The organism is Asanoa sp. WMMD1127 (genome assembly GCF_029626225.1).
In the GTDB taxonomy this organism is placed as follows: Bacteria; Actinomycetota; Actinomycetes; order Mycobacteriales; family Micromonosporaceae; genus Asanoa.
Map to the genome: position 1 here is coordinate 7,404,609 of NZ_JARUBP010000001.1, position 21,063 is coordinate 7,425,671.

General features: G+C 73.2%; 18 protein-coding genes. 7 read left to right on the plus strand and 11 right to left on the minus strand.

What is annotated here, in order from left to right; translation table 11 throughout:
• The first annotated feature begins 44 nt into the window (after positions 1 to 44).
• Positions 45 to 1,454: a trehalose-6-phosphate synthase gene (locus O7635_RS35330; protein WP_278084832.1), complete on the plus strand. Its 1,410-nt coding sequence runs from the start codon at positions 45 to 47 to the stop codon at positions 1,452 to 1,454.
• On the opposite strand, the gene O7635_RS35335 is transcribed toward O7635_RS35330, so the two are convergent.
• Positions 1,451 to 2,767: a GH1 family beta-glucosidase gene (locus O7635_RS35335; protein WP_278084833.1), complete on the minus strand. Its 1,317-nt coding sequence runs from the start codon at positions 2,765 to 2,767 to the stop codon at positions 1,451 to 1,453. The genes O7635_RS35330 and O7635_RS35335 overlap by 4 nt on opposite strands.
• A gap of 220 nt (positions 2,768 to 2,987) precedes the next feature.
• On the opposite strand from O7635_RS35335, the gene O7635_RS35340 reads away from it, so the two are divergent.
• Positions 2,988 to 6,335 carry a discoidin domain-containing protein gene (locus tag O7635_RS35340; protein WP_278085655.1) on the plus strand — a complete coding sequence of 1,116 codons (3,348 nt, stop codon included), beginning with the start codon at positions 2,988 to 2,990 and terminating at the stop codon, positions 6,333 to 6,335.
• A 104-nt stretch (positions 6,336 to 6,439) separates the two neighbouring features.
• Positions 6,440 to 7,480, plus strand: a complete 1,041-nt coding sequence (locus O7635_RS35345) for a LacI family DNA-binding transcriptional regulator (RefSeq protein ID WP_278084834.1) — start codon at positions 6,440 to 6,442, stop codon at positions 7,478 to 7,480.
• Here the strand turns inward: O7635_RS35345 and O7635_RS35350 are convergent.
• Genes O7635_RS35350 through O7635_RS35375 form a run of 6 tightly spaced genes read right to left on the minus strand, consistent with a single transcriptional unit; the run spans position 7,477 to position 12,460 of the window.
• Positions 7,477 to 8,283 (minus strand): alpha/beta fold hydrolase, encoded by an 807-nt coding sequence (locus tag O7635_RS35350; RefSeq protein ID WP_278084835.1) that lies wholly within the window; start codon positions 8,281 to 8,283, stop codon positions 7,477 to 7,479. The two genes, O7635_RS35345 and O7635_RS35350, sit on opposite strands and share 4 nt — an antisense overlap.
• Positions 8,280 to 9,680: an NAD(P)-binding domain-containing protein gene (locus O7635_RS35355; protein ID WP_278084836.1), complete on the minus strand. Its 1,401-nt coding sequence runs from the start codon at positions 9,678 to 9,680 to the stop codon at positions 8,280 to 8,282. Before O7635_RS35355 ends, O7635_RS35350 begins: the two co-directional genes overlap by 4 nt.
• A 33-nt stretch (positions 9,681 to 9,713) precedes the next feature.
• Positions 9,714 to 10,382: an endonuclease/exonuclease/phosphatase family protein gene (locus O7635_RS35360; RefSeq protein WP_278084837.1), complete on the minus strand. Its 669-nt coding sequence runs from the start codon at positions 10,380 to 10,382 to the stop codon at positions 9,714 to 9,716.
• A complete protein-coding gene (locus O7635_RS35365) occupies positions 10,379 to 11,326 on the minus strand; it encodes an ROK family glucokinase (RefSeq protein ID WP_278084838.1) in 948 nt (315 codons plus the stop codon). The genes O7635_RS35360 and O7635_RS35365 overlap by 4 nt, the downstream gene beginning before the upstream one ends.
• Before the next feature lie 43 nt (positions 11,327 to 11,369).
• Positions 11,370 to 11,981 (minus strand): hypothetical protein, encoded by a 612-nt coding sequence (locus O7635_RS35370; protein WP_278084839.1) that lies wholly within the window; start codon positions 11,979 to 11,981, stop codon positions 11,370 to 11,372.
• Positions 11,982 to 12,004: 23 nt separating this feature from the next.
• Positions 12,005 to 12,460, minus strand: a complete 456-nt coding sequence (locus O7635_RS35375; protein WP_278084840.1) for an SRPBCC family protein — start codon at positions 12,458 to 12,460, stop codon at positions 12,005 to 12,007.
• A gap of 121 nt (positions 12,461 to 12,581) precedes the next feature.
• Here O7635_RS35375 and O7635_RS35380 point away from each other — a divergent pair, with 121 nt between their 5' ends.
• From O7635_RS35380 to O7635_RS35390, 3 genes are all read left to right on the plus strand, one after another.
• On the plus strand, positions 12,582 to 14,375 hold the full coding sequence (locus O7635_RS35380) for a long-chain fatty acid--CoA ligase (RefSeq protein ID WP_278084841.1): 1,794 nt from the start codon (positions 12,582 to 12,584) through the stop codon (positions 14,373 to 14,375).
• 65 nt (positions 14,376 to 14,440) lie between these two features.
• Complete coding sequence (locus tag O7635_RS35385) at positions 14,441 to 16,075, plus strand: GAF domain-containing sensor histidine kinase (RefSeq protein ID WP_278085656.1); 1,635 nt, start codon at positions 14,441 to 14,443, stop codon at positions 16,073 to 16,075.
• 7 nt (positions 16,076 to 16,082) lie between these two features.
• Positions 16,083 to 16,751 carry a response regulator transcription factor gene (locus O7635_RS35390; RefSeq protein WP_203711293.1) on the plus strand — a complete coding sequence of 223 codons (669 nt, stop codon included), beginning with the start codon at positions 16,083 to 16,085 and terminating at the stop codon, positions 16,749 to 16,751.
• On the opposite strand, the gene O7635_RS35395 is transcribed toward O7635_RS35390, so the two are convergent.
• Positions 16,748 to 17,062 carry a thioredoxin family protein gene (locus O7635_RS35395; protein WP_278084842.1) on the minus strand — a complete coding sequence of 105 codons (315 nt, stop codon included), beginning with the start codon at positions 17,060 to 17,062 and terminating at the stop codon, positions 16,748 to 16,750. The two genes, O7635_RS35390 and O7635_RS35395, sit on opposite strands and share 4 nt — an antisense overlap.
• A 53-nt stretch (positions 17,063 to 17,115) precedes the next feature.
• Here O7635_RS35395 and O7635_RS35400 point away from each other — a divergent pair, with 53 nt between their 5' ends.
• Positions 17,116 to 17,769, plus strand: coding sequence for a class I SAM-dependent methyltransferase (locus O7635_RS35400; protein WP_278084843.1), 654 nt, complete (start codon positions 17,116 to 17,118; stop codon positions 17,767 to 17,769).
• Positions 17,770 to 18,391: 622 nt separating this feature from the next.
• Here O7635_RS35400 and O7635_RS35405 read toward each other — a convergent pair.
• The 3 genes from O7635_RS35405 to O7635_RS35415 are packed head-to-tail and all read right to left on the minus strand — an operon-like array spanning position 18,392 to position 21,043.
• A complete protein-coding gene (locus O7635_RS35405) occupies positions 18,392 to 19,516 on the minus strand; it encodes a glycosyltransferase family 4 protein (RefSeq protein WP_278084844.1) in 1,125 nt (374 codons plus the stop codon).
• A gap of 3 nt (positions 19,517 to 19,519) precedes the next feature.
• Complete coding sequence (locus O7635_RS35410; RefSeq protein WP_278084845.1) at positions 19,520 to 20,779, minus strand: M48 family metallopeptidase; 1,260 nt, start codon at positions 20,777 to 20,779, stop codon at positions 19,520 to 19,522.
• A 36-nt stretch (positions 20,780 to 20,815) separates the two neighbouring features.
• Positions 20,816 to 21,043: a hypothetical protein gene (locus tag O7635_RS35415; RefSeq protein WP_278084846.1), complete on the minus strand. Its 228-nt coding sequence runs from the start codon at positions 21,041 to 21,043 to the stop codon at positions 20,816 to 20,818.
• Positions 21,044 to 21,063: the final 20 nt, after the last annotated feature.

A 21,063-nucleotide genomic window follows, 5' to 3' on the forward strand; every position in this document is an offset into this window, starting at 1 on the left:
GGTGACTATCCCCTCGCCACCGCTTGAGCGGAGCCTGCTGCCCCATGCCTAGAAGTGCCTTCGTGGTCGTCGCCCACCGCCTCCCCGTCGACGACAGCATCGCGCCCGACGGCGCGTGTGAGTGGCGGCGGTCGCCCGGTGGCCTGGTCAGTGCCCTCCATCCCATCCTGCGCCTGAGCCCGGCCACCTGGGTCGGCTGGGCCGGCCAGACCGGGCCCGCCCGGCAGGTGCCCGACCTCGACGGGGTGCACATGCACTCCGTTCCACTGAGCACGGACGACATCGCCGAGCACTACGAGGGGTTCGCCAACGCGACCCTGTGGCCGCTCTATCACGACGCCGTCGAGCAGCCCGTCTATCACCGCCGCTGGTGGGAGGCCTACCAACGGATCAACCAGCGGTACGCCGATGCCGCCGCCGGACTGGCCGAGCCCGGCGCCACCGTGTGGGTGCAGGACTACCACCTCCAGCTGGTGCCCGGCATGCTCCGCGACCGCCGGCCCGACCTGACCATCGGCTTCTTCATGCACGTGCCGTTCCCGCCGCCGGAGCTGTTCATGCAGCTCCCCCGCCGCGCCGAGCTGCTGCGCGGCATGCTCGGCGCCGACCTCGTCGGGTTCCAGCGCGCCCAGGCCGCCCACAACTTCGCCCAGCTCGCCGTCAAGGTGCTCGGCCTGCAGGCCAGCGACCGCCGCATCGCGGTCGACGACCGCATCGTGCGGGTCGGCGCGTTCCCCGTCTCGATCGACACCGCCGACATGGCCGCACTGGCCGCCAGCCCGGCCGTCGTCGCCCGGGCCCGGCAGCTGCGCGCCGACCTCGGCGACCCGCGGCACGTGATCCTCTCCGTCGACCGGATGGACTACACCAAGGGCATCGAGCAGCGCCTCAAGGCCTACAGCGAGCTGCTCGACAGCGGCCAGGTCAAGGTCAGCGACACCGTGATGGTGCAGGTCGCCGTGCCGAGCCGCGAACGCGTGGAGCAATACAAGGCGCTCCGCGAGCGCGTCGAGCGCGAGGTCGGCCGGATCAACGGGGAGTACGGCCGGGTCGGCGAACCCGCGATCCACTACCTCAACCAGCCGTTCGACCGGGCCGAGCTGGCCGCCCTCTACCGGGTCGCCGACATCATGGCGGTCACCCCGTTGCGCGACGGGATGAACCTGGTCGCCAAGGAGTATGTCGCGTCCAGAGTGGACGGCGGCGGGGCGCTCGTGCTCAGCGAGTTCGCCGGCGCGGCCGCCGAGTTCTCCCAGGCCTACCTGTGCAACCCGCACGACCTCGACGGGCTCAAGTCGGTGCTCATGCACGCGATGAAGGCCCCCGTCGACGACGTGGAGGCGCGAATGGGCGCGATGCGCGCGCACCTGGCCGCCCACGACATCCGCGCGTGGGCCCGCGCCTACCTCACCGTCCTCGACCGCTCCGGCGAGCTGGCCGCGCGACTGAGCTAGAGACCGCCGCGGGCGATCACGTCGCGATACCAGAGGGCGCTGTCCTTGGGCGTACGCGTGAACGTCGCGTAGTCCACGTGCACCAGCCCGAACCGCTTCCCGTAGCCGAAGGCCCACTCGAAGTTGTCGAGCAGCGACCAGGCGAAGTAGCCCCGCAGGTCCACGCCGGCCGACAGCGCCTCGTGCGCCGCGGCCAGGTGCCCTCGCAGATAGTCGATCCGGGCCGCGTCGTGCACCGCGCCGTCGACCACCGTGTCCGCGAACGCGGCGCCGTTCTCCGTCACGTACACCGGGATCGGTCCGTAGTCGCGGGTCACCCGCAGCAGCATGTCCCGCAGGCCGGTCGGGTCGATCGCCCACCCCATGTCGGTCACCGGCCCGGGCACCGGGTGGTGCACGACGCGACCGCCGGTCGGGTACGGACTCCCGTCGTCGACCGGCGCCGCGGCCGCACCGACCAGGTCGGGCTGGTAGTAGTTGACACCCACCGCGTCCAGCGGCGCGCTGATCGTGGCGAGGTCACCGTCGCGCACGAAGCCCCAGTCGGTGACCGCCTCCGTGTCGGTCACCACGTCGGCCGGATAGGCGCCGCGGAACAGCGGGTCGAAGAAGATCCGGTTGAGCAGGCCGTCGATGCGGCGCGCGGCGTCGACGTCGGCCGGGGCGTCGGTGACCGGCCGCACCGTGCCCGCGTTGAGCGCGATGCCGACCGCCGACCCGGGCGACGCCGACCGCAGCGCCGGCACCGCCAGCCCGTGCGCCAGCAGCAGGTGGTGCACGGCCGGGAACGGATCGGCCCGCCGGCCTGGCGCGTGCACGCCGATGCCGTAACCGAGGAAGGCCGAGCACCACGGCTCGTTGAGCGTGTGCCACATCGCCACCCGGTCGCCGAGCTTGGCTCCCACCACGGCCGCGTGGTCGGCGAACCGGTAGGCGGTGTCGCGGTTGGTCCAGCCGCCGCCTTCCTCGACCCACTGCGGCAGGTCCCAGTGGTAGAGCGTCGCGACCGGGCGGATGCCGCGGGCCAGCAGCGCGTCGACCAGGCGGTCGTAGAAGTCGAGGTTGGCGGCCCGCGGCCAGGCCACCGAGAACCGGTAGGCGGACAGCCCGAGCGACGCCATCAGCTCCACGTCGTCGGCGAAGCGGTGGTAGTGGTCGGTCGCCCGCGCGCCGGTGTCGCCGTTGTCGATCCGCCCCGGCTGGGCGGCGAACGTGTCCCAGATGGACGGCACCCGGCCGCCCTCGGCGACCGCGCCCTCGATCTGGTACGCGGCGGTGGCCGCGCCCCACCAGAAGTCGCGCGGGAAGATCATGCCCACTCCTTCGGAGAGCGCTCTCCAAGACGCGCTCCAGGATCCGGCACGATCGATCCGGTGTCAAGGTCGCATGGCTTGACATCGATGAAAGGCGGCGCAACACTGCCACCACTGGAGAGCGCTCTCCAAGGGCACCGTCCCCTCTCCGGAAAGGCAGTGCACCGTGAAATCCCGCCTGCTCGCGGCCACGGTCGCCGGCGCGCTCGCCATCACCTCGATGGTGGTCATCGCGCCCGCCGCCCACGCCGCCGACCCCGTCATCTCCCAGGGCAAACCCGCGGTCGCGTCCTCCTCGCAGGGCGCCGACCTGCCCGCTTCCGCCGCCGTCGACGGCAACGCCACGACCCGCTGGGGCTCGGCCTGGTCCGATCCACAGTGGATCCAGGTCGACCTCGGCGCCACCGCCACCATCACCCAGGTCACGCTCAACTGGGAGGGCGCCTCCGCTCGCGCGTTCCAGATCCAGACATCGGCCAACGGCACGAGCTGGACGGACGTCTACACGACCGCCACCGGCCCCGGCGGCGTCCAGACCCTCCCGGTCACCGGCTCGGGCCGCTACGTCCGGATGTACGGCACCGCCCGCAACAGCGGCTACGGCTACTCGCTGTGGGAGTTCCAGGTGCACGGCAGCTTCGGCGGGAGCAACCCGGACCCGGGCACGTGCGGCACCACCAATGCCGCCCAGGGCCGGCCCGCCACCGCGTCCTCGGCGGAGGGCGCCGGCGTCGGCGCCGCCATGGCCGTCGACGGCAACGCCGGCACCCGCTGGTCCAGCGCCTTCGCCGATCCACAGTGGATCCGTGTCGACCTCGGCGCGAGCCAGAGCATCTGCCGGGTCGTGCTCCAGTGGGAGGGCGCGTACGGACGGGCGTTCCAGATCCAGACCTCGGCCGACGGCAACGCCTGGACCGACGTCTACACGACCACCACGGGCGCCGGCGGCACCCAGACGCTGTCGGTGACCGGCACGGGCCGCTACGTCCGGATGTACGGCACCGCCCGCGGCTCGGGCTACGGCTACTCGCTGTGGGAGCTCCAGGTGTTCACGGGCGGCGGTGGCCAGGACCCGGACCCCGATCCGGATCCCGACCCCGGCACCTGGCAGACCGTCTGGAGCGACGACTTCACCGGCCCGGCCAACAGCGCCCCGTCGGCCGCCAACTGGCTGGTCCGCACGGGCACGCAGTACCCCGGCGGCGCCGCGAACTGGGGCACCGGCTCGGTCGAGACCGCCAGCGCCGCCAACGTGACCCTCGACGGCGCCGGCCGCCTCTCGATCCGGGCCACGAAGGACGGCGCCGGCAACTGGACCTCGGGCCGCATCGAGACCCAGCGGGCCGACTTCGCGCCGCAGCCGGGCCAGCTGACCCGGTTCACCGCGACGATCAAACAGCCCGACGTCGCCAACGGCCTCGGCTACTGGCCGGCGTTCCGGGCGACCGGGGCCGCGTTCCGCGGCAACTACACCAACTGGCCCGGCATCGGCGAGACCGACATCATGAGCGGCGTCAACGGGCGCAGCCAGCTCTCCCAGACGCTGCACTGCGGCACCGCGCCCGACGGGCAGTGCGGTGAGTACAACGGCCGCACCAGCGGGCTCGCCTCGTGCACCGGCTGCCAGACCGGCTACCACGAGTACACGCAGATCATCGACCGGACGAAGACCGACGAGGAGATCCGGTTCTACCTCGACGGGCGGCAGACCTGGGTGGTCCGGGAGAGCCAGGTCGGCGTGACGGCGTGGCAGGCCGCCGTGCACCACGGCTTCTACCTGCGTTTCGACCTGGCAATCGGGGGCCTCTACCCGAGCGGCATCGCCGGCTTCACCGTCCCGACGCCGGACACCACCTCGGGCGGCGTGCTCAGCGTCGACTCCGTGTCGGTCGCCCGGCAGGCCGGGACGACGCCGGCCGCGATGACCGACCCGCCGGTGCCGGCCGGGCCGAGCGTCGTGCGGGTCACCGGCACCCAGGGCAATTGGCAGCTCCAGGTCAACGGGGCGCCATGGGAGGTCAAGGGGCTGACCTACGGCCCACCGCAGGGCGCGGCCGACGGCTATATGCGCGATCTGAAGAACATGGGCGTCAACACGATCCGCACGTGGGGCGTGGACGACGCGCAAACGCCGGTGCTGCTGGACACCGCCGCCCGGCACGGGATCAAGGTGATCGTCGGGCACTGGCTCAACCAGGGCGCCGACTACGTCAACGACACCGCGTACAAGAACTCGGTCAAGGCCGAGATCGTGGCCCGGGTCAACGCGCTCAAGGGCCGAGCGGGCGTGCTGATGTGGGACGTCGGCAACGAGGTCATCCTGACCATGCAGGACCACGGCCTCTCGGCCGACGTGGTCGAGGCGCGGCGGGTGGCGTACGCCCGGTTCGTCAACGAGGTCGCCGAGGCGATCCACGCGGCGGACCCCAACCACCCGGTCACCTCGACCGACGCCTACACGCACGCGTGGACCTACTACAAGCCGTACTCCCCCGCGCTGGACCTGTTGGCCGTCAACTCGTACGGCGCGATCGGCGGGGTCAAGGCCGACTGGATCGCGGGCGGCTACACGAAGCCCTACATCGTCACGGAGGCCGGCCCGGACGGCGAGTGGGAGGTGCCCGACGACGTCAACGGCGTCCCGGACGAGCCGACCGACCTCGAGAAGCGGGCGGGCTACGCGGCGAGCTGGGCGGCGATCAAGTCGCATCCGGGCGTGGCGCTCGGGGCCACCGAGTTCCACTATGGACTCGAGAACGACTTCGGCGGCGTGTGGCTCAACGTGACCACGGGCGGCTGGCGGCGGTTGGGCTACCACGCCCTGCGGCAGGCCTACACCGGCCAGGCGGCGCCCAACACGCCACCGGAGATCACCGGCATGACGGTGGGCTCGCAGACCGCGGTGCCGGCCGGCGGGACGTTCCCGGTCTCCGTTGCCGCGACCGACCCGCAGGGTGACCTGGTCCGCTACAACCTGATGTTCAGCAACAAGCACATCACCGGCGGCACCGGCTTCTCGAACGTCACGTTTACCCAGACCGGCAACGGGACGTTCTCGGTGCGGGCGCCCGAGCAGCTCGGCGTGTGGAAGGTCTACGTCTACGCGTACGACGGGCACGGCAACGTCGGCATCGAGCAGCGCTCGTTCAAGGTGGTGCCGCCCACGGTCGCCGGGACCAACCTCGCCCGCGGGCGGCCGGTGACCGCGTCGTCCTACCAGCCGACCGGGACCAACGGCCCGCAACTGCCGGGGTACGCGGTCGACGGCGACTACACCACCCGCTGGGCCAGCGAGTGGGTGGCGACCGCCTGGGTGCAGGTCGACCTCGGCTCGGTGCAGTCCTTCAACCACGTGCAGCTCGCGTGGGAGGCGGCCTACGCCACGGGCTACCAGGTCCAGACGTCGAACGACGGCGCCAACTGGACGACCGTCTACTCCACCACGGCCGGCAACGGCGGCTTCGACAGTCTCGCGGTCAGCGGCACCGGCCGCTACGTCCGGATGAACGGGCAGACGCGGGCCACCGGATGGGGCTACTCGCTCTGGGAGTTCGGCGTCTACCGCTGATCCGCCTCGATGGACGGCGGGCGCTGCGGCGCCCGCCGTCCTGCTAGCCTTTGGCCACGGCTCGGGCGGAGAGCGCTCTCCGCCCGCCGCGACCGGGAGGGCCAGTGACCACGGACAACGCACGCCTGCCGACCCTGGAGGACGTGGCCCGGATCGCCGGCGTCTCCCGTGCCACCGTCTCCCGCGTCATCAACGGCATCCGCAACGTCAACCCCGAGCTGCACGAGGTCGTCTGGAACGCCGTGCACGCCACCGGCTACGTCGCCAACCGGGCGGCCCGGTCGCTGGTCACCCGGCGCACCGGCACGATCGCCCTGGTCGTCTCGGACTCCGAGACCCACGACGACGACCCGTTCATGAGCCGCTTCTTCAGCGACCCGTTCTTCGGCCGGGTGGTCGGCGGCCTGCTCAGCGCGCTGCGCCCCGCCGGCGTCCAACTCGCGCTGCAGCTCGTCGGCGCCGACCAGGCCCGGGCCCAGCTGGTCGGCGACCTGCGCCAGGGTCAGGCCGACGGTTGTGTGGTGCTCTCCCTGCATCCCGGCGACACGCTCCCCCGGCTGCTCGCCGACGCGGGCCTGCCCGGTGTGGTGATCGGCCGCCCGGCCCGGCCCGCGCCGATCAGCCACGTCGACGTGGCCAACGACCGCGGCGCCGCGCTGGCCGCCGACCACCTGGTCGCCCGCGGCCGCCGCCGGATCGGCATGGTGACCGGGCCGGTCGACGTGCCGGCCAGCGTCGACCGCACGGCCGGCTTCCGGGCCGCGATGGCCCGCCACGGCCAGGCCTACGTGCCGGCGGCGACCGGCAACTTCACCCACGAGAGCGGCGACCGCGCACTGCGCGAGCTGCTGCTCGACCACCCCGAGCTCGACGGCGTCTTCGTCGCCAACGACCTGATGGCCCAGGGTGGGCTGGCCGCGCTGCAGGAGCTGGGCCGCCGGGTGCCCGACGAGATCGCGGTGGTGGGCTTCGACGACAGCAGCGCCGCGCTGGCCGCCCGCCCGCAGCTGACGACCGTGCGCCAGCCGCTGGAGGACATGGCGGCCGAGGCGGCCCGGCTGCTGATGGCCCGCATCGACGACCCGCGCCTCGAACCCACCTCGGTCGTCTTCGAGCCGACCCTGGTCATGCGCGCTTCGAGCTAGCGTTCGCCCTTCTCCAGCCAGTCGAGGATCGCGTCGATCGGCTCCTGCCAGCGGGCGTCGAGCATCAGGTCGTGGCCCATGCCGGGGAACAGCAGCGGCGCGCCGCCGTAGCGTCGGGCCACCGTGTCGAGCGCGGACCGCGGCACGATCCGGTCGTCGGGCGTGCCGACCACCAGCACCGGCGGGTCGCCGACCGGGTGCTCCGGCGGGCGGGCCCGCAGCAGCTCCCACTGGGCCCGTGGCGAGGCGTGGCCGACCCGTTTCGTGTAGTCGCGGGCCAGCGGCTCGGCCAGGTCGCGGCCGAACAGCTGCCGCCGGGACAGCCGCAGCCGGCCGCCGAACGCCGCGGGCAGCGTGCCGAACGGGTTGCGCCGCAGGGCCAGGCCGAGCGTGGCCCAGCCGCCGAACACCGGCGCGGCCAGTACGCCGGCCCGGGCCGGGTAGCGGGCCAGCGCGTGCGCCACGACCAGCGCGCCGGCGCCGTTGCCGACCAGCACAGCCTGGCGCGGCAGGGCGGCGGCGACCTGCACCACGTCGTGGGCGTACGCCCGCAGGGTCCCCTTCGGCGCCGGCTCGCTGCCGCCGTGGCCGCGCGGGCTGACCGCGTGCGCCACGAAACCGCGCGTGGCGGCGTGCTCCAGCCAGTGCTCCGCGTACGCCCAGGCGCCGTGCCCGAATCCCGGCACGAACAGCACCGGCGGCTTGTCGTCGTCGGGCAGCTCGGGGGTCGCGGTGAACAGCTCACGGCGGGCCGGCGGCACGGGGTCGGCCCAGTCGCGGGTCCGGATGATCCGCACGTTCATCGCGCGCTCCTTGCCGTCGCGGCCGCCGGGGAGAGCTCGTCGAGGGCGCGCTGCAGCTCCCGCAGGTAGTCGACGTGGTTGACCTCGAACCAGTGCCGGGTGGAGTCCTTGACCCGGGCCCGGTTCCAGCGCTTGCCGACCTCGGCCGAGGCCCGCGACCAGAACGCCGCCGCCCGTTCGAGGTCGCGGTCGCGCAGCCGCAGCCAGCGCGCGATCAGCACCGTCTGCCAGTGCACCAGCGGGAACAGGCCGGAGTCGGGCTGCAGCAGACCGGCGACCGCGAGCGTCGGGTGCTCGCGCGGGAACGCGTGCAGATAGAGGGTGGGCCGGCCGTGCTCGTCGGCGCCGAGGATCTCGGGGGCCAGGAACTCGAACCGGGGCAGGTAGCCCGTGGCGAACACGACCAGGTCGGGCTCCACGTGCCGCCCGTCGGTCAGCTCGACCGAGCCGCGGTGGAACCGGCGTACGTCCGGCACCGGGGTGATCTTGCCGTGGCCGAGGTGGTAGATCAGCTGGCTGTTGGCGATCGGGTGGGTCTCGAACACCTTGTGGTCGGGCTTCGGCAGACCGAACCGGGTCTGGTCGCCGACCGTGAGCCGCAGCGTCCGGGCGGCCAGCCACTGCCGCACGCCCAGCGGCACCCGGGCCGCCTGCATGCGGTCGTTGACCTGGTCGGTGGGCCGGCCGAGCAGATATTTCGGCAGGTACCAGTAGCCGCGCCGGGTCGAGTGCCAGGTCTGCGCGGCGGCCGTGGCTGCCTCGACCGCGATGTCACAGCCCGTGTTGCCGCCGCCGACCACGAGCACCTTGCGCCCGCGCAGCTCCTTGGCGTCCTTGTAGCCGGAGGCGTGCATGGTCCGGCCGCGGAACTCGTCGAGCCCCTCGTAGGCCGGCTGCTTCGGCGCCCAGTTGTGCCCGTTGGCCACCACCACCGCGAGGTAGCGGTGGATGCGCTCGGAGCCGTGGCCGCCGGTGCTGCGGGTGGTCACGTCCCAGCTCGTGTCGCCGGCCGGCTCGACCCGGACCACCTCGGTGCCGAACCAGACGTGCGGCTTGAGGTCGAAGTGGTCGGCGTAGTGCTCCAGATAGGACAGCAGCTGGCTGTGGTGCGGGTAGTCCGGCCAGCTGTCCGGCATCGGGAAGTCGGGGAACTGGGTGAACGGCTTCGACGAGATCAGATGCGTGCCGGCCGACACCGGGCTGCGGTCGTGGCGCCAGTTCCAGGCGCCGCCGACGCTGGTCTCGCGCTCGTAGCAGTCGACGCCGAAGCCGTGCTCGCGCAGGTTCTTGACGGCGGCGAGGCCGCTGGCGCCGGCGCCGATCACGCAGACGGTGTCGCGCCGGTCGTAGACCGGCCGGCCGTCACGCCAGAGGGTGGTGGAGGGGTCGGTGGACACCGCCCGATCCTTCCGACTGCCCGCCTCTGTTGTCTAGTCGGGTATCACCAGATCTACGGCTATCGGCAGATGGTCGCTGGCGCGGCGGGCCACCGGTGTGTCGACCACCCGGAAGGTCGCCACCTCGATCCGCTTGTCGACGAACACCCCGTCGATCGCCCGGTGCGGGCCGGACGCCGGGTGGGTCGGCGCCGTGCCGGCGATGTGCAGCCCGTCGGCCACGGCGGCCCAGGTCGGGTCGCCCGGCTCGGCGTTGAGGTCGCCGGCCGCGACGACGGGGAGGTCCGTGCCGCGCATCTCCGCCCGCCAGGACGCCGCCTGGATCGGCCGCACCGCCGGGTCGGTGGACAGGTGCGAGCCGGTCACCACGAACCGGGCGCCGGGCACCTCGCACGTGGCGAACACCGCGCCGCGCGCATGGTGCCCGGGCAGCACCGGGTAGCGGACGTCGCGCGTCTCCACGACCCGGACCCGCAGCGTGGTCAGCACCAGGTTGCCCAGCGACCAGAGCCCGCCGCCGCCGACCACCATGCGCAGCCGGTCGGCCAGGGCCGCGTTCTTCTGCCGCCACCGGAACCGCCGCGCCCCCTCCTGCACGACGAGCACGTCGGGGGCCAGGTCGGCGACCACGGCGGCGAGCGCGCCGAGGTCGTCCTTGAAGCTGTGGATGTTGTACGAGACGACCCGCACCCGCGCCGTCATCGGCGGCGGGCCAGGTCGGCGGCGCCCACGACGCCGGCGCCGTTGCCCAGCTTGGCGACCCGGAGGTCGGCGACCGGCCAGCGGCCGCGCTGGGCGAGGGACTCCTGGTAGGAGGCCAGGGCCGGGCCCATCAGCAGCTCGCCGGCCTCGACCACGCCGCCGCCGACGACCAGCACCTGCGGGTCGAGCACCTGCACCATGTCGGCCAGCCCCATGCCGAGCCACGTGCCGATCTGGGCGAACGCGTCGCGGGACACCTCGTCGCCGGCGCGGGCGGCCGCGGTGACCATCGGCCCGTTGACCCGGTCGGGGTCGCCGCCGGCCAGGCCGAGCAGCCGCTGCGCCCGCTGCGGCTCCTGGCGCGCCCCGGCCCGGGCGAACCGGACGAGCGCGTTGCCGCTGGCGTACTGCTCGATGCAGCCGAGCCGGCCGCAGCCGCACTGGTGGCCGCCCGGCACCAGGCCCATGTGGCCGAGCTCCGCCGCGATGCCGCTGGTGCCGCGGACGAGCTCGCCGCCGAGCACGATCGCCCCGCCGACCCCGGTGCCGATCGTGAACATCACCATGGAGTCCTCGGCGTCGTGCGCCGCGCCGAACCGGAACTCGGCCCAGGCCGCCGCGTTGGCGTCGTTCTCGACGATGACCGGCAGGCCGACCTTGTCGCTGACGTAGGCCCGCAGCGGCTCGTCGCGCCAGGCGATGTTGGGCGCGAACAGCACGGTCGACCGGGTCGCGTCGATCCAGCCGGCCGCGCCGATCCCGACCGCGTCCGCCGGGTGGGCGGCCGCGAGCTCGACCGCGACCTCGACGATCGTGTCCCTGGTCCGCGCGACGTCGTCGGCCGGCGTGTCGCGCCGGACGGTCGCCACGACGGCGCCGTTCTCGTCGACCACCCCACCGGCGACCTTGGTGCCCCCGACGTCGACTCCGATGGTCAGCCCCACGGCTGCCGCTCCCCTCTGCTGTGCTGACCGGACGAGACGAGCCTCAGGCGTCGTCGTCCGACCGTGGCGCCGGTGGCGCCGTGCGCTTGACGGCCTTGCGGGCCATCGGCTTCCTGGGTGGCGGCGGGACATCGTCGTCGGCCGCCCGGTCCGCGGCGGTGGCCGCCGCCCAGACGTCACCGGCCGCGGGGGCCGGAGCGACATCATCGCGGGTACGGGTGGCCGCGCGCCAGATCTCGTCGTCGGAGAACCGGGGGGCCGGGGCGGCCGGCGGCTGCGGCTCGCGCACGGCGGTCGAGCTGTTGACGGCGCGGAGCAGGCTGGCCACCCCGGCCGCGAAGTCACCGGCGCCGGTCGCGAGCCGCTCGGCGAACTCGGGGCTCGGGTCGCGCAGCGCGACGATCACCCGGCAGATCGGGCAGACACAGCACTCCGCGCTGCCCGTGGCGACGGCGTGACCACCGGGCGCCGTACCCCCGGAAGAGTGACGGTCCCCGCCGAAGGCGCTGCCCAGCACGTCGGTCAGCTGCCCGAGCGCGCCCAGGCCGGAGGCGAGGCCGGGGCCGTCACCGGCGCGGCGGGCCATGGCGAGCACGGAGGCGACGAGGCGCTCGGCCTCGCCACGGGCGGAGGATGGGTCGGGCTGCGGTGCCATCGGGCGTTCCTCGGTTCGGTGTGTCACGGGTGTGGGTAGAGCGACTCGACCCGGGCCTTGAGCTGCTTGAGCGCGGCATCCATGATCATCTTCTCGGCCTTCTTGCGGAACATGCCCAGCATGCCCACCGCCAGCTCGACCTCGAGCGTGTAGGTCACCACGCTGCCACCGTCGGCGGCCGGATCGATGTCGTAGGAGCCGTTCTGTGTCTTCTGCATCTTCGACGGCGCCACGAGATGCCATTCGATGCGCGAGATGTCCTCGGCGTACTCGTATTGGAGGGTGTATTCGTCCATCAGCACGCCGGCGTCGATGACGAACCGGACCTGGCTCGCGTAGCCGTCCTCGTATTCCTCGACCACTTCCGCCGACTGCATCGCCGTGGTCCACTCCGGGTAACGCACGAAGTCGCAGATCACCGCCGCGACCTGGGCCGGGGTGGCGTCGATCTCGATCGACTGGGTGGAGGAGTCCGCCATGTGGGGCAGGCTACCTCTTTCGCCGCCGCCGACCGGATGACGGCTCGCTCGTCCCCCGGATTGGACTCCGCGTCGATACGGGTAGGTTGCATTTAGCTGATCGCGTTCTGTAGGAGGCCAGGTGCGCGAATTCTCCGTACCCCCGGTCGTGACGGTCGGGGACGCGGCCAATCTGACCGACCCGGTGTGGGACAACGCCGCCGAGGCGCCCGACGCCGTGCAGTTCCGGCGCCGCCGGGACGGCGCGTGGGTCGACGTCACGTGCGGCCAGTTCCGCGACGAGGTCGTCGCGCTGGCCCGCGGCCTGGTCGCCGCCGGCGTCCAGCCCGGCGCCCGGGTGGGGCTGATGAGCCGCACGCGGTACGAGTGGACGCTGGTCGACTACGCCATCTGGGCGGTCGGGGCGGTCACCGTCCCGGTCTACGAGACGTCGAGCGCCGAGCAGGTGCGCTGGATCCTCGAGGACTCGGGCGCGGTCGCGCTGTTCGTCGAGACCGACGCGCACCAGCTGATGGTCGCCGGGGTGCGGGGCGAGCTGACCGCGCTGACCGACGTGTGGCAGATCGACTCGGAGGACCTCGACGCGTTGCGCCAGCGGGGCGCGACGGTCGACGCCGCGGTGATCGACGAGCAGCGGCGCACCTCGACCGCCGACGACGTCGCCACGATCATCTACACGAGCGGCACGACCGGCCGGCCCAAGGGCTGCGTGCTGACCCACCGCAACCTGCTCTCCGACATCGCCAACGCGGTGCCGGTGCTGCCCGACCTGTTCCACCAGGGCGCCTCGACGCTGCTGTTCCTCCCCCTCGCGCACTCCTTCGCCCGCCTCATCCAGATCGGCATGGTGCAGGCCCGCGCCACCATGGGGCACCTCGCCGACACGAAGACCCTGGTCGACGACCTCAAGGAGTTCCAGCCGACGTTCCTGCTCTCCGTGCCGCGGGTGTTCGAGAAGGTGCACACCGCGGCCAAGCAGCGGGCGACGGCCGACGGCAAGGGCGGCATCTTCGCCAAGGCCGAGCAGACGGCGATCGCGTACTCGACCGCGCTCGACGGCGACGGGCCCGGGCTCGGCCTGCGGATGCAGCACGCCCTCTACGACAAGCTGGTCTACGGCAAGCTGCGGGCGGCGCTGGGCGGCAAGTGCACGCGGGCCATCTCCGGCGGCGCGCCGCTGGGCGCCCGGCTCGCCCACTTCTTCCGCGGCATCGGCGTCGCCGTCTACGAGGGCTACGGCCTGACCGAGACGTCACCGGCGGTGGCCGTCAACCTGGAGAGCGCCACCCGGATCGGCACCGTCGGCCGGCCGCTGCCCGGCGTCACCGTGCGGGTCGCCGACGACAACGAGATCCTGGTCAAGGGTCCGCTCGTGTTCAAGGAATACTGGCGCAACCCCGCGGCGACGGCCGAGGTGCTCGACGACGACGGCTGGTTCGCCACCGGTGACCTGGGCCGGCTCGACGACGACGGCTTCCTGTCGATCACCGGCCGCAAGAAGGAGATCATCGTCACCGCGGCCGGCAAGAACGTCGCCCCGGCGGTGCTCGAGGACCGGATCCGCGCCCACCACCTGGTCAGCCAGGCGATGGTGATCGGCGACCGCGAGCGGTTCATCGCCGCCCTGGTCACCGTCGACGAGGAGGCGCTCCCCCGCTGGCTCGAGTCGGCCGGGCTGCCGGCCGACACCCCGCTCGAGAAGCTGCGCACCGACGAGCGCCTGCGGGCCGACATCCAGTCCGCGATCGACGACGCCAACCAGGCCGTCTCGCAAGCCGAGGCGATAAAGGAGTTCCGCATCCTGCCCGCCGACTTCACCGAGGCGACCGGCGAGCTGACGCCGTCGCTCAAGGTCAAGCGGGCCGTGGTGCTCAAGGCACACCAGGACGTCGTGGACGAGATCTATCGCCGATGAACCCCGAGGCGCCCACCCCCACCCCGATCCGCGCCCACCCGCTCGCCGTGGCGGCGCGCATCGTGATGCTCGCGCTCGTCGCCGTCCTGATCCTGCTCACCACGCAACAGCTGGAGCAGCTCTGGTGGGTGGCGCTGCTGATCGTGGCCGGGCTGCCGGCCGTGATCGCGCCCCGGCACGCGGTGCTGGCGCCGCTCGGGCGGTTCGCCGAGGTGATCGTGGTGGGCATCGGCGCCAGCCAGGTCGCCGAGCACACCGCCGGCAACACGCTGGGCCAGGGCATCGGGGCGTCGGCGCTGCTGCCCTACCTGTCGGTGCCGCTGACCGTCACCGCGCTGCGCCGGCGCTCCCGGGAGAGCGCGGCGCTGCTCGGCGTGGCCACGCTGGCGCTGGTCGTCGGCGGCGCGATCAGCTCGACCGGCGGCGACCCGCTCATCGGCAACCCGTTCTATCTCGTCGTCTGCGCGCAGTGGCTGATCCTGGCCTCGCTCGGCACCCTCGCCGCGTCGACCCTGCAGCGGATCATGCAGCAGCGGGGAGAGGCGGGACGACCCCAGCCGTACGCCGAGGCGACCCGGCTGTTGACCCAGCTGCGCAGCGTCGCCCGGCAGCTTCCGGGCGCCACCCTCGACCCCGGCGGCATCTCCGAACACCTCGTCGAGGAGCTGCGCGGGGTGGCCCGGGCCGACCGGGCGGCGGTGCTCTCCGCCAGCGGCGGCGGCCGGCTCGTGGTGCTCGCCCAGGCCGGTGTCGACCGGGTCGACTGGGAGACGAGCCTCGACGCCGACTCCGCGATCGCCGAGGCGTGGGCCAGCCAGCAGCCCTACACGGCCAGCCGGTCGCAGGCCCGCTCGCACCGGAGGGGTGACGTTTCGGCGCTGGTGGTGCCTTTGGTGGCGGGTGTGCGTACCGTCGGATTGGTGATCATCGAGGCCGACGTGGCCGGCGCCTATCCCCCGCCCGTGGTGCAGGAGGTGACCGCGCTGACCGGTCCCGCCGCGCTGCGGCTGGAGGCGGCGCTGCTCTTCGACGAGGTCCGGTCCCTGGCCACCAACGAGGAACGGCAGCGGCTCGCCCGGGAGATCCACGACGGGGTCGCGCAGGAGCTCGTCATGGTCGGCTACGGGATCGACAACGCGCTCGCGACGCTGCCCGACGACGCCAAGGAGACGGCCGAGGAGCTGCGTACGCTGCGCGGCGAGGTCACCCGGGTGATCACGGAGCTGCGGCTGTCGCTCTTCGAGCTGCGCTCGGAGGTCGACCGGCAGGGTGGCCTGGCCGCGGCGATCTCCGAGTACGCGCGGACGGTCGGCGCGTCCGGCGGGCTGCGGGTGCACGTCACGCTCGACGAGTCGACGGCCCGGCTCCCCGCCGCCACCGAGGCCGAGCTGCTCCGGATCGCCCAGGAGGCGATCACCAACGCCCGAAAACACGCCGGAGCGACTAACCTGTGGGTCTCGTGTTCCATCGATCCCCCGTACGCCCAGATCGAAGTGTCGGATGACGGTCAGGGCATCGCTGACCAGCGGCCGGACGGCCGCTACGGCCTTGCGATCATGGCGGAGAGAGCGGAACGTATCCGAGGCCGGTTGGAGATCAGTCCGCGGAGTCCGTCCGGCACGACCGTGGCGGTGGTAGTCGGCACGTCACCGCGGCGCGATAGCGTGCGCGACAGCGTCACCGCATCAGAAGGGGAGTAACCCGAGCATGACGACCAGCCCATCGCCGACCACGCGCACCAAGGTCCTCCTGGTCGACGATCACGACCTGATCCGTAAGGGCCTGCGGCACGCGTTCGAGCGCGACCGCCAGTTCGAGGTCGTGGGCGAGGCCGCCACCGCAGCCGAGGGAGTGCGCCAGGCGGGCGCCCTCCAGCCCGACGTCGTGATCATGGACCTGCGGCTCCCCGACGGCAGCGGCCTCGAGGCCACCCGCGCCCTGCGCAAGTCGAGCGCGACGATGGGCATCGTGGTGCTGACCATGTACGCGGGCGACGACCAGCTCTTCGGCGCCCTCGAGGCGGGCGCGAGCGCGTTCGTCCCGAAGACCGCCCCGGCCGACGAGGTCGTGGCCGCCGCCCGCCACGCGGCGTCGTCCCCGTCCGCGTTCACGGCCGCCGACCTGGCCGAGGCGATGAAGCGCCGGCTCGCCCCCTCCGGCCCGCAGCTCTCGCCCCGCGAGGGCCAGGTGCTCCGCCTGCTGGCCGACGGCATGTCGGTCGCCGGGATCGCCAAGCAGCTCTTCGTCAGCGAGTCGACGGCCAAGACCCACATCTCGAAGCTCTACGAGAAGCTGGGCGCCGCCAACCGGGCCCAGGCCCTGATGACGGCCCTGCGGCTGGGTCTACTCGAAGCCCCCGACGCCCCCAAGTTCTAGGCGGATTCCAGCGTCTTCGCGACGGCGGCGAGCACCTGGGCCCTGGTCGGCACGCCGCCGGCGCGCTGCACGACCTCGCCGCCGGCGACGATCAGCGTGGTCGGCGTGCCCGTGACGTCGAGCGCCCGCACGGCGTCGAGATGACTCTCGGCGTCGACCTCGAGGTGTTCGACGCCGTCCACCATGGCCGCGACACCGGCCAGCACCCGCCGGGTGGCGCGGCAGGGCGCGCAGAAGGCCGACGAGAACTGCAGAAGCGTGACGCGGCTTCCGGGATCGACGCCGAGGTCCCGCAACGTCTGCTGCTGCACGCGCTCAACGGTGCCACGCCGGCCCGGCTCCGCGCCGCGTAGGGTCCGTGACCGTGACCGAGCCCGCGTTCGTCTCCCGCACCCGAAGCTCCTACGACACGATCGCGGCGGCCTACGCCGCCCGGTTCACCACGGAGCTCGCCGAACGCCCGCTGCACCGGGCGCTGCTCGGCTACTTCGCGGAACTGGTCGGCGAGGGCCCGGTGCTTGACGTCGGCTGCGGTCCGGGCCGCACGACGGGCCTGCTGCGTTCCCTCGGCGTCGCCGTCGCGGGCGTCGACCTCTCCCCGTCGTTCCTGGCCATCGCCCGCGCGGAGAACCCGGGGGTGGTCTTCACCGAGGGCTCGATGCTCTCGCTGTCCGTGGCGCCCGGCAGTCTTGCCGGCCTGCTGGCCAACTACTCCCTGATCCACATCCCGGACGAGACGCTCCCGGAGGTTCTGGCCGGCTTCCACCGGGCGCTGCGTGTCGGGGGTCATGTGTGGGTCGCGTTCCAGGTGGGCGACGAGCCGCGGCACCGGACGGAGTTCGACGGCCACGAGATCGACCTGGTCTTCCACCGCCGGCAGCCGGAGCAGGTCGCCACCCTCCTCGCGGAGGCCGGGTTCGACGTCCGCGTCCGCGTGGTCCGCCAGCCGGAACCGGAGGAACCGACCCCCCACGCGGTCCTGGTGGCGCGCAAGCGCCCCGACTCCGACCTCCTGTGACGACGACGGCCTCGCCTTTCACCTTGGACACCGGTGCCGCCGCAACACCTGCACGTCCGAGGACGCTGCCGCCGTTTGGGAGCGGCCGCCACGCGATTCGCCAAGCCGTCGACCTGCCTGAGCGAACCCGCCCTTGGGCAGGTAGGCACACGCCGAACCATCTCCAGGCATTCCGACCACGACCGGCACCGCCAGCCCGACCACCTCCGATTGCCGCACATGCTTTCGCATGTCGGCACGTGCGAAAGCACGTTGGCAGCGCCGACGCCCGGCCGCCCGGCATCCGTGTCGGGCCGCGCCGCGATGTGTGGCACGTGGTTGAGGGGCTTCAGCGCGCCCTCGGACGACGGCGAAGCGGCCCGAAGTCCTTGGTGGGAGCGCGTTAAAGGATGGAACCGGGCCTTCGTCGAGCACCGATCGCGGCGAGGTCGGCACACCGCTTGGCGGTCAGTTCCGGGCTGGCGGTCTGCGCCCGGGCCACCTCGCTCGGCGGTTCGGCCACGGTGGCGACGAGGCACTCGAAGACCGGCGAGGGTAATGCTCTCCGGCTCGCGGAGCGGTATTTCCGGTGTGGACAGGCTCGCGCCGGGCCGGAGCGCGGGCATCCAATGGTTCGTTCGGGTCAGGGCGTGAGCAGGGCGCGCATGCGGGTGGCTTGGGTTTGCCAGCGCCAGTCGCGTTCGACCCAGGCTCGGCCTGCTTGGCCCATGCGTTGGGCCAGGTCCGGGTCGGCCAGCAGGGTGGTGAGGCGGTCGGCGATCTGGGTGACGTCGCGGCCGTCGACGACGTAGCCTGTCTCGCCCTCGCGGACCGCGTCCGGGGCGCCGCCCGAGTCGCCCGCGACGACCGGGAGGCCGGTGGCCGAGGCCTCGAGGTAGACGATGCCCAGGCCCTCGACGTCGAGGCCGCGGTTGCGGGTGCGGCACGGCATCGCGAAGACGTCGCCGGCCGCGTAGTGGGCCGGTAGCTCCTCCCACGGCACTCCGCGGGTGATGACCACGTCGTCCGACACACCCAGCGAGACCGCCAGGCGGCGGAGGCGGTCGTGGTTGGGGCCGCCGCCGACCAGGAGCAGCGCGGCGTCGGGGACCGCGGCGCGGATCGCCGGCATGGCCCGGACCAGCGCGTCCTGGCCCTTGCGGGTGACCAGCCGCGAGACGCAGACGACGACCGGGCGGTCGCCTAGGCCGTGCCGCGCGCGGATCGCGCTGCCGTCGACGCCCGGGTGGAACAGGTCGACGTCGACGCCGGGGGCCAGCCGGCGCAGGTCGGTGAGGCCATGGAGGGCGCGCTCCAGCCGGGTGCGCTGGTAGTCGGTCAGGTAGGTGACCACGTCGGCGCCGCGGGCGATGCGGCGCAGCAGCGCGCGGGCGCCGGGCAGGGCCGCCCAGCCGATCTCGTGGCCGTGGGTGAGCGCCACGACCCGGGCGACGCCGGCCCGCCGGCGCAGGCCCTCGCCGAGCAGGCCGAGCGGGGCGGCGGCGCCGAACCAGACCGTGTCGCAGTCGTGGGACCGGGCCAGCTCGGCGGCGCGGCGGGCGACCCGCGGCGTCGGCAGCAGCACCCCGGTCGACTCGCGGACCACCTCGAACGGCTGGTCGGCGTCGAACTTGTCGGCGCCCTTCCACGTCGACGCGTAGACCACCACCGAGCCGGCCGGCTGGCGCACCGCCAACTGGTGCACGAACTTCTGGATGCCGCCCGGCCGGGGCGGGAAGTCGTTGGTGACGAGCAGGGTGCGGCTCACGGATCAGGGCCTTTCGCCGCGGGCATAGGCGCGGGCCGCGGCCATGCGCTCCACGGTGGACGGATGGGACGCGCCGAAGAGGTATTCCCAGCGCGGCGGGTCGGGGTCGCCGAGGTTGACCGACGACAGCCGGCGCTGCATCGCCTCGAACGTGACCGGGTCGTTGGTCAGCGCCAGCGCGTGCGCGTCGGCGCGGGCCTCGGTGCGGCGGGAGACCAGGGCCTGGGCCGGCGTCGAGACCAGTCCGACCACGGTGACCACGGCGACCAGCAGCGCGAACGCCCGGGGCTCGGCGATCGAGGTGACGCCGGCCGTGCGGAGCAGCCCCGTCCAGCCGCCGAGCAGGAACAGGGCGACGACGGCGAGCGCGGCGCCCAGCGCGCCGACCAGGGTGCCGGTGAGGACGTCGCGGTCCTTGGCGTGGCCGAGCTCGTGCGCGACCACGCTGACCACCTCGGCCGGCGGGGCCTCGCGCAGCAGCGTGTCGTAGACGACGATGCGGCGGGTCGGGCCGAGGCCGGACACGTAGGCGTTGACCTGCCGGGTGCGGCGGGACGCGTCGGCCACGAGCACGTCGCGGACGGGGACGCCGTCGGTGCGGGCCAGCTGCGTCAGCTCGGTGCGCAGCGGGCCGTCGGCCATCGGCGTGAAGCGGTTGAACACCGGCTCGACCAGCACGGGCAGCACGAACGAGAGCAGTACCACCAGGGCGGCCGCGCCGGCCGCGCCCCACGCCCACCACCAGCGGGGCGCGAAGTGGGTGATGGCGTAGAAGCCCAGCAGCGCGACGACACCGATGACGGCGGACACCGCGTAGCCCTTGAGCAGGTCGACCGTCCAGCCGCCCCAGCCCTGGGTGGACAGGCCGTAGCGGCTGACCACCGTGTGCCGCCAGGCCGCGAACGGCAGGGTCAGCAGGTCGGCGACGAGGACGATCACGATGCCGCCGAGGATGGCCTGGGCCACCCAGTTGCCCCCGAACGGGCGACCCACCGCCTCGATCAACCGCGCGCCGAGTGGGGTCAGGCCGAGCACCAGCGCGACCGCGAGCCCGACCAGCAGGCTGCCGTAGCCGGCGGGACGCAGGGCGGAGTGGAACGCCTTGCCGGCGGTGACCTGGTCAGCCGGCAGCGAGCGGAGCGCCGCGACCTGGTCGGCCCGGGGCGCGGGCGCCCGGTGCCAGGGCACCAGGACGACCACCGTGACCGCGAGCGCGACCGCGAGCACGCCGAAGGCGACCACCGCCCACATCCGTGGCGTCATCGGTCACCTCCCGCCGGATCCGGATCATCTTAAGCGTCACGCCACCCGGAAGCCGGAGCGCGACCTGGGGCGGACCATCCGCAGCGCCGCCGGCTGCTGGCTCACCACCTCGACGTCGAACCCGGCCCGGGCGAACACCTCGATCGCGCGTAGCTCGTCGGCGTCGAGCTCTTGGATCTCGGCGGGCGCGTCGAGCAGCGCGGTGACCACGCACCCCTTGCACGCCGCGCCGCGCACCGCGCAGCTGGAGCAGTCGATGAGCATCACAGGCTCCTCATCAGGAA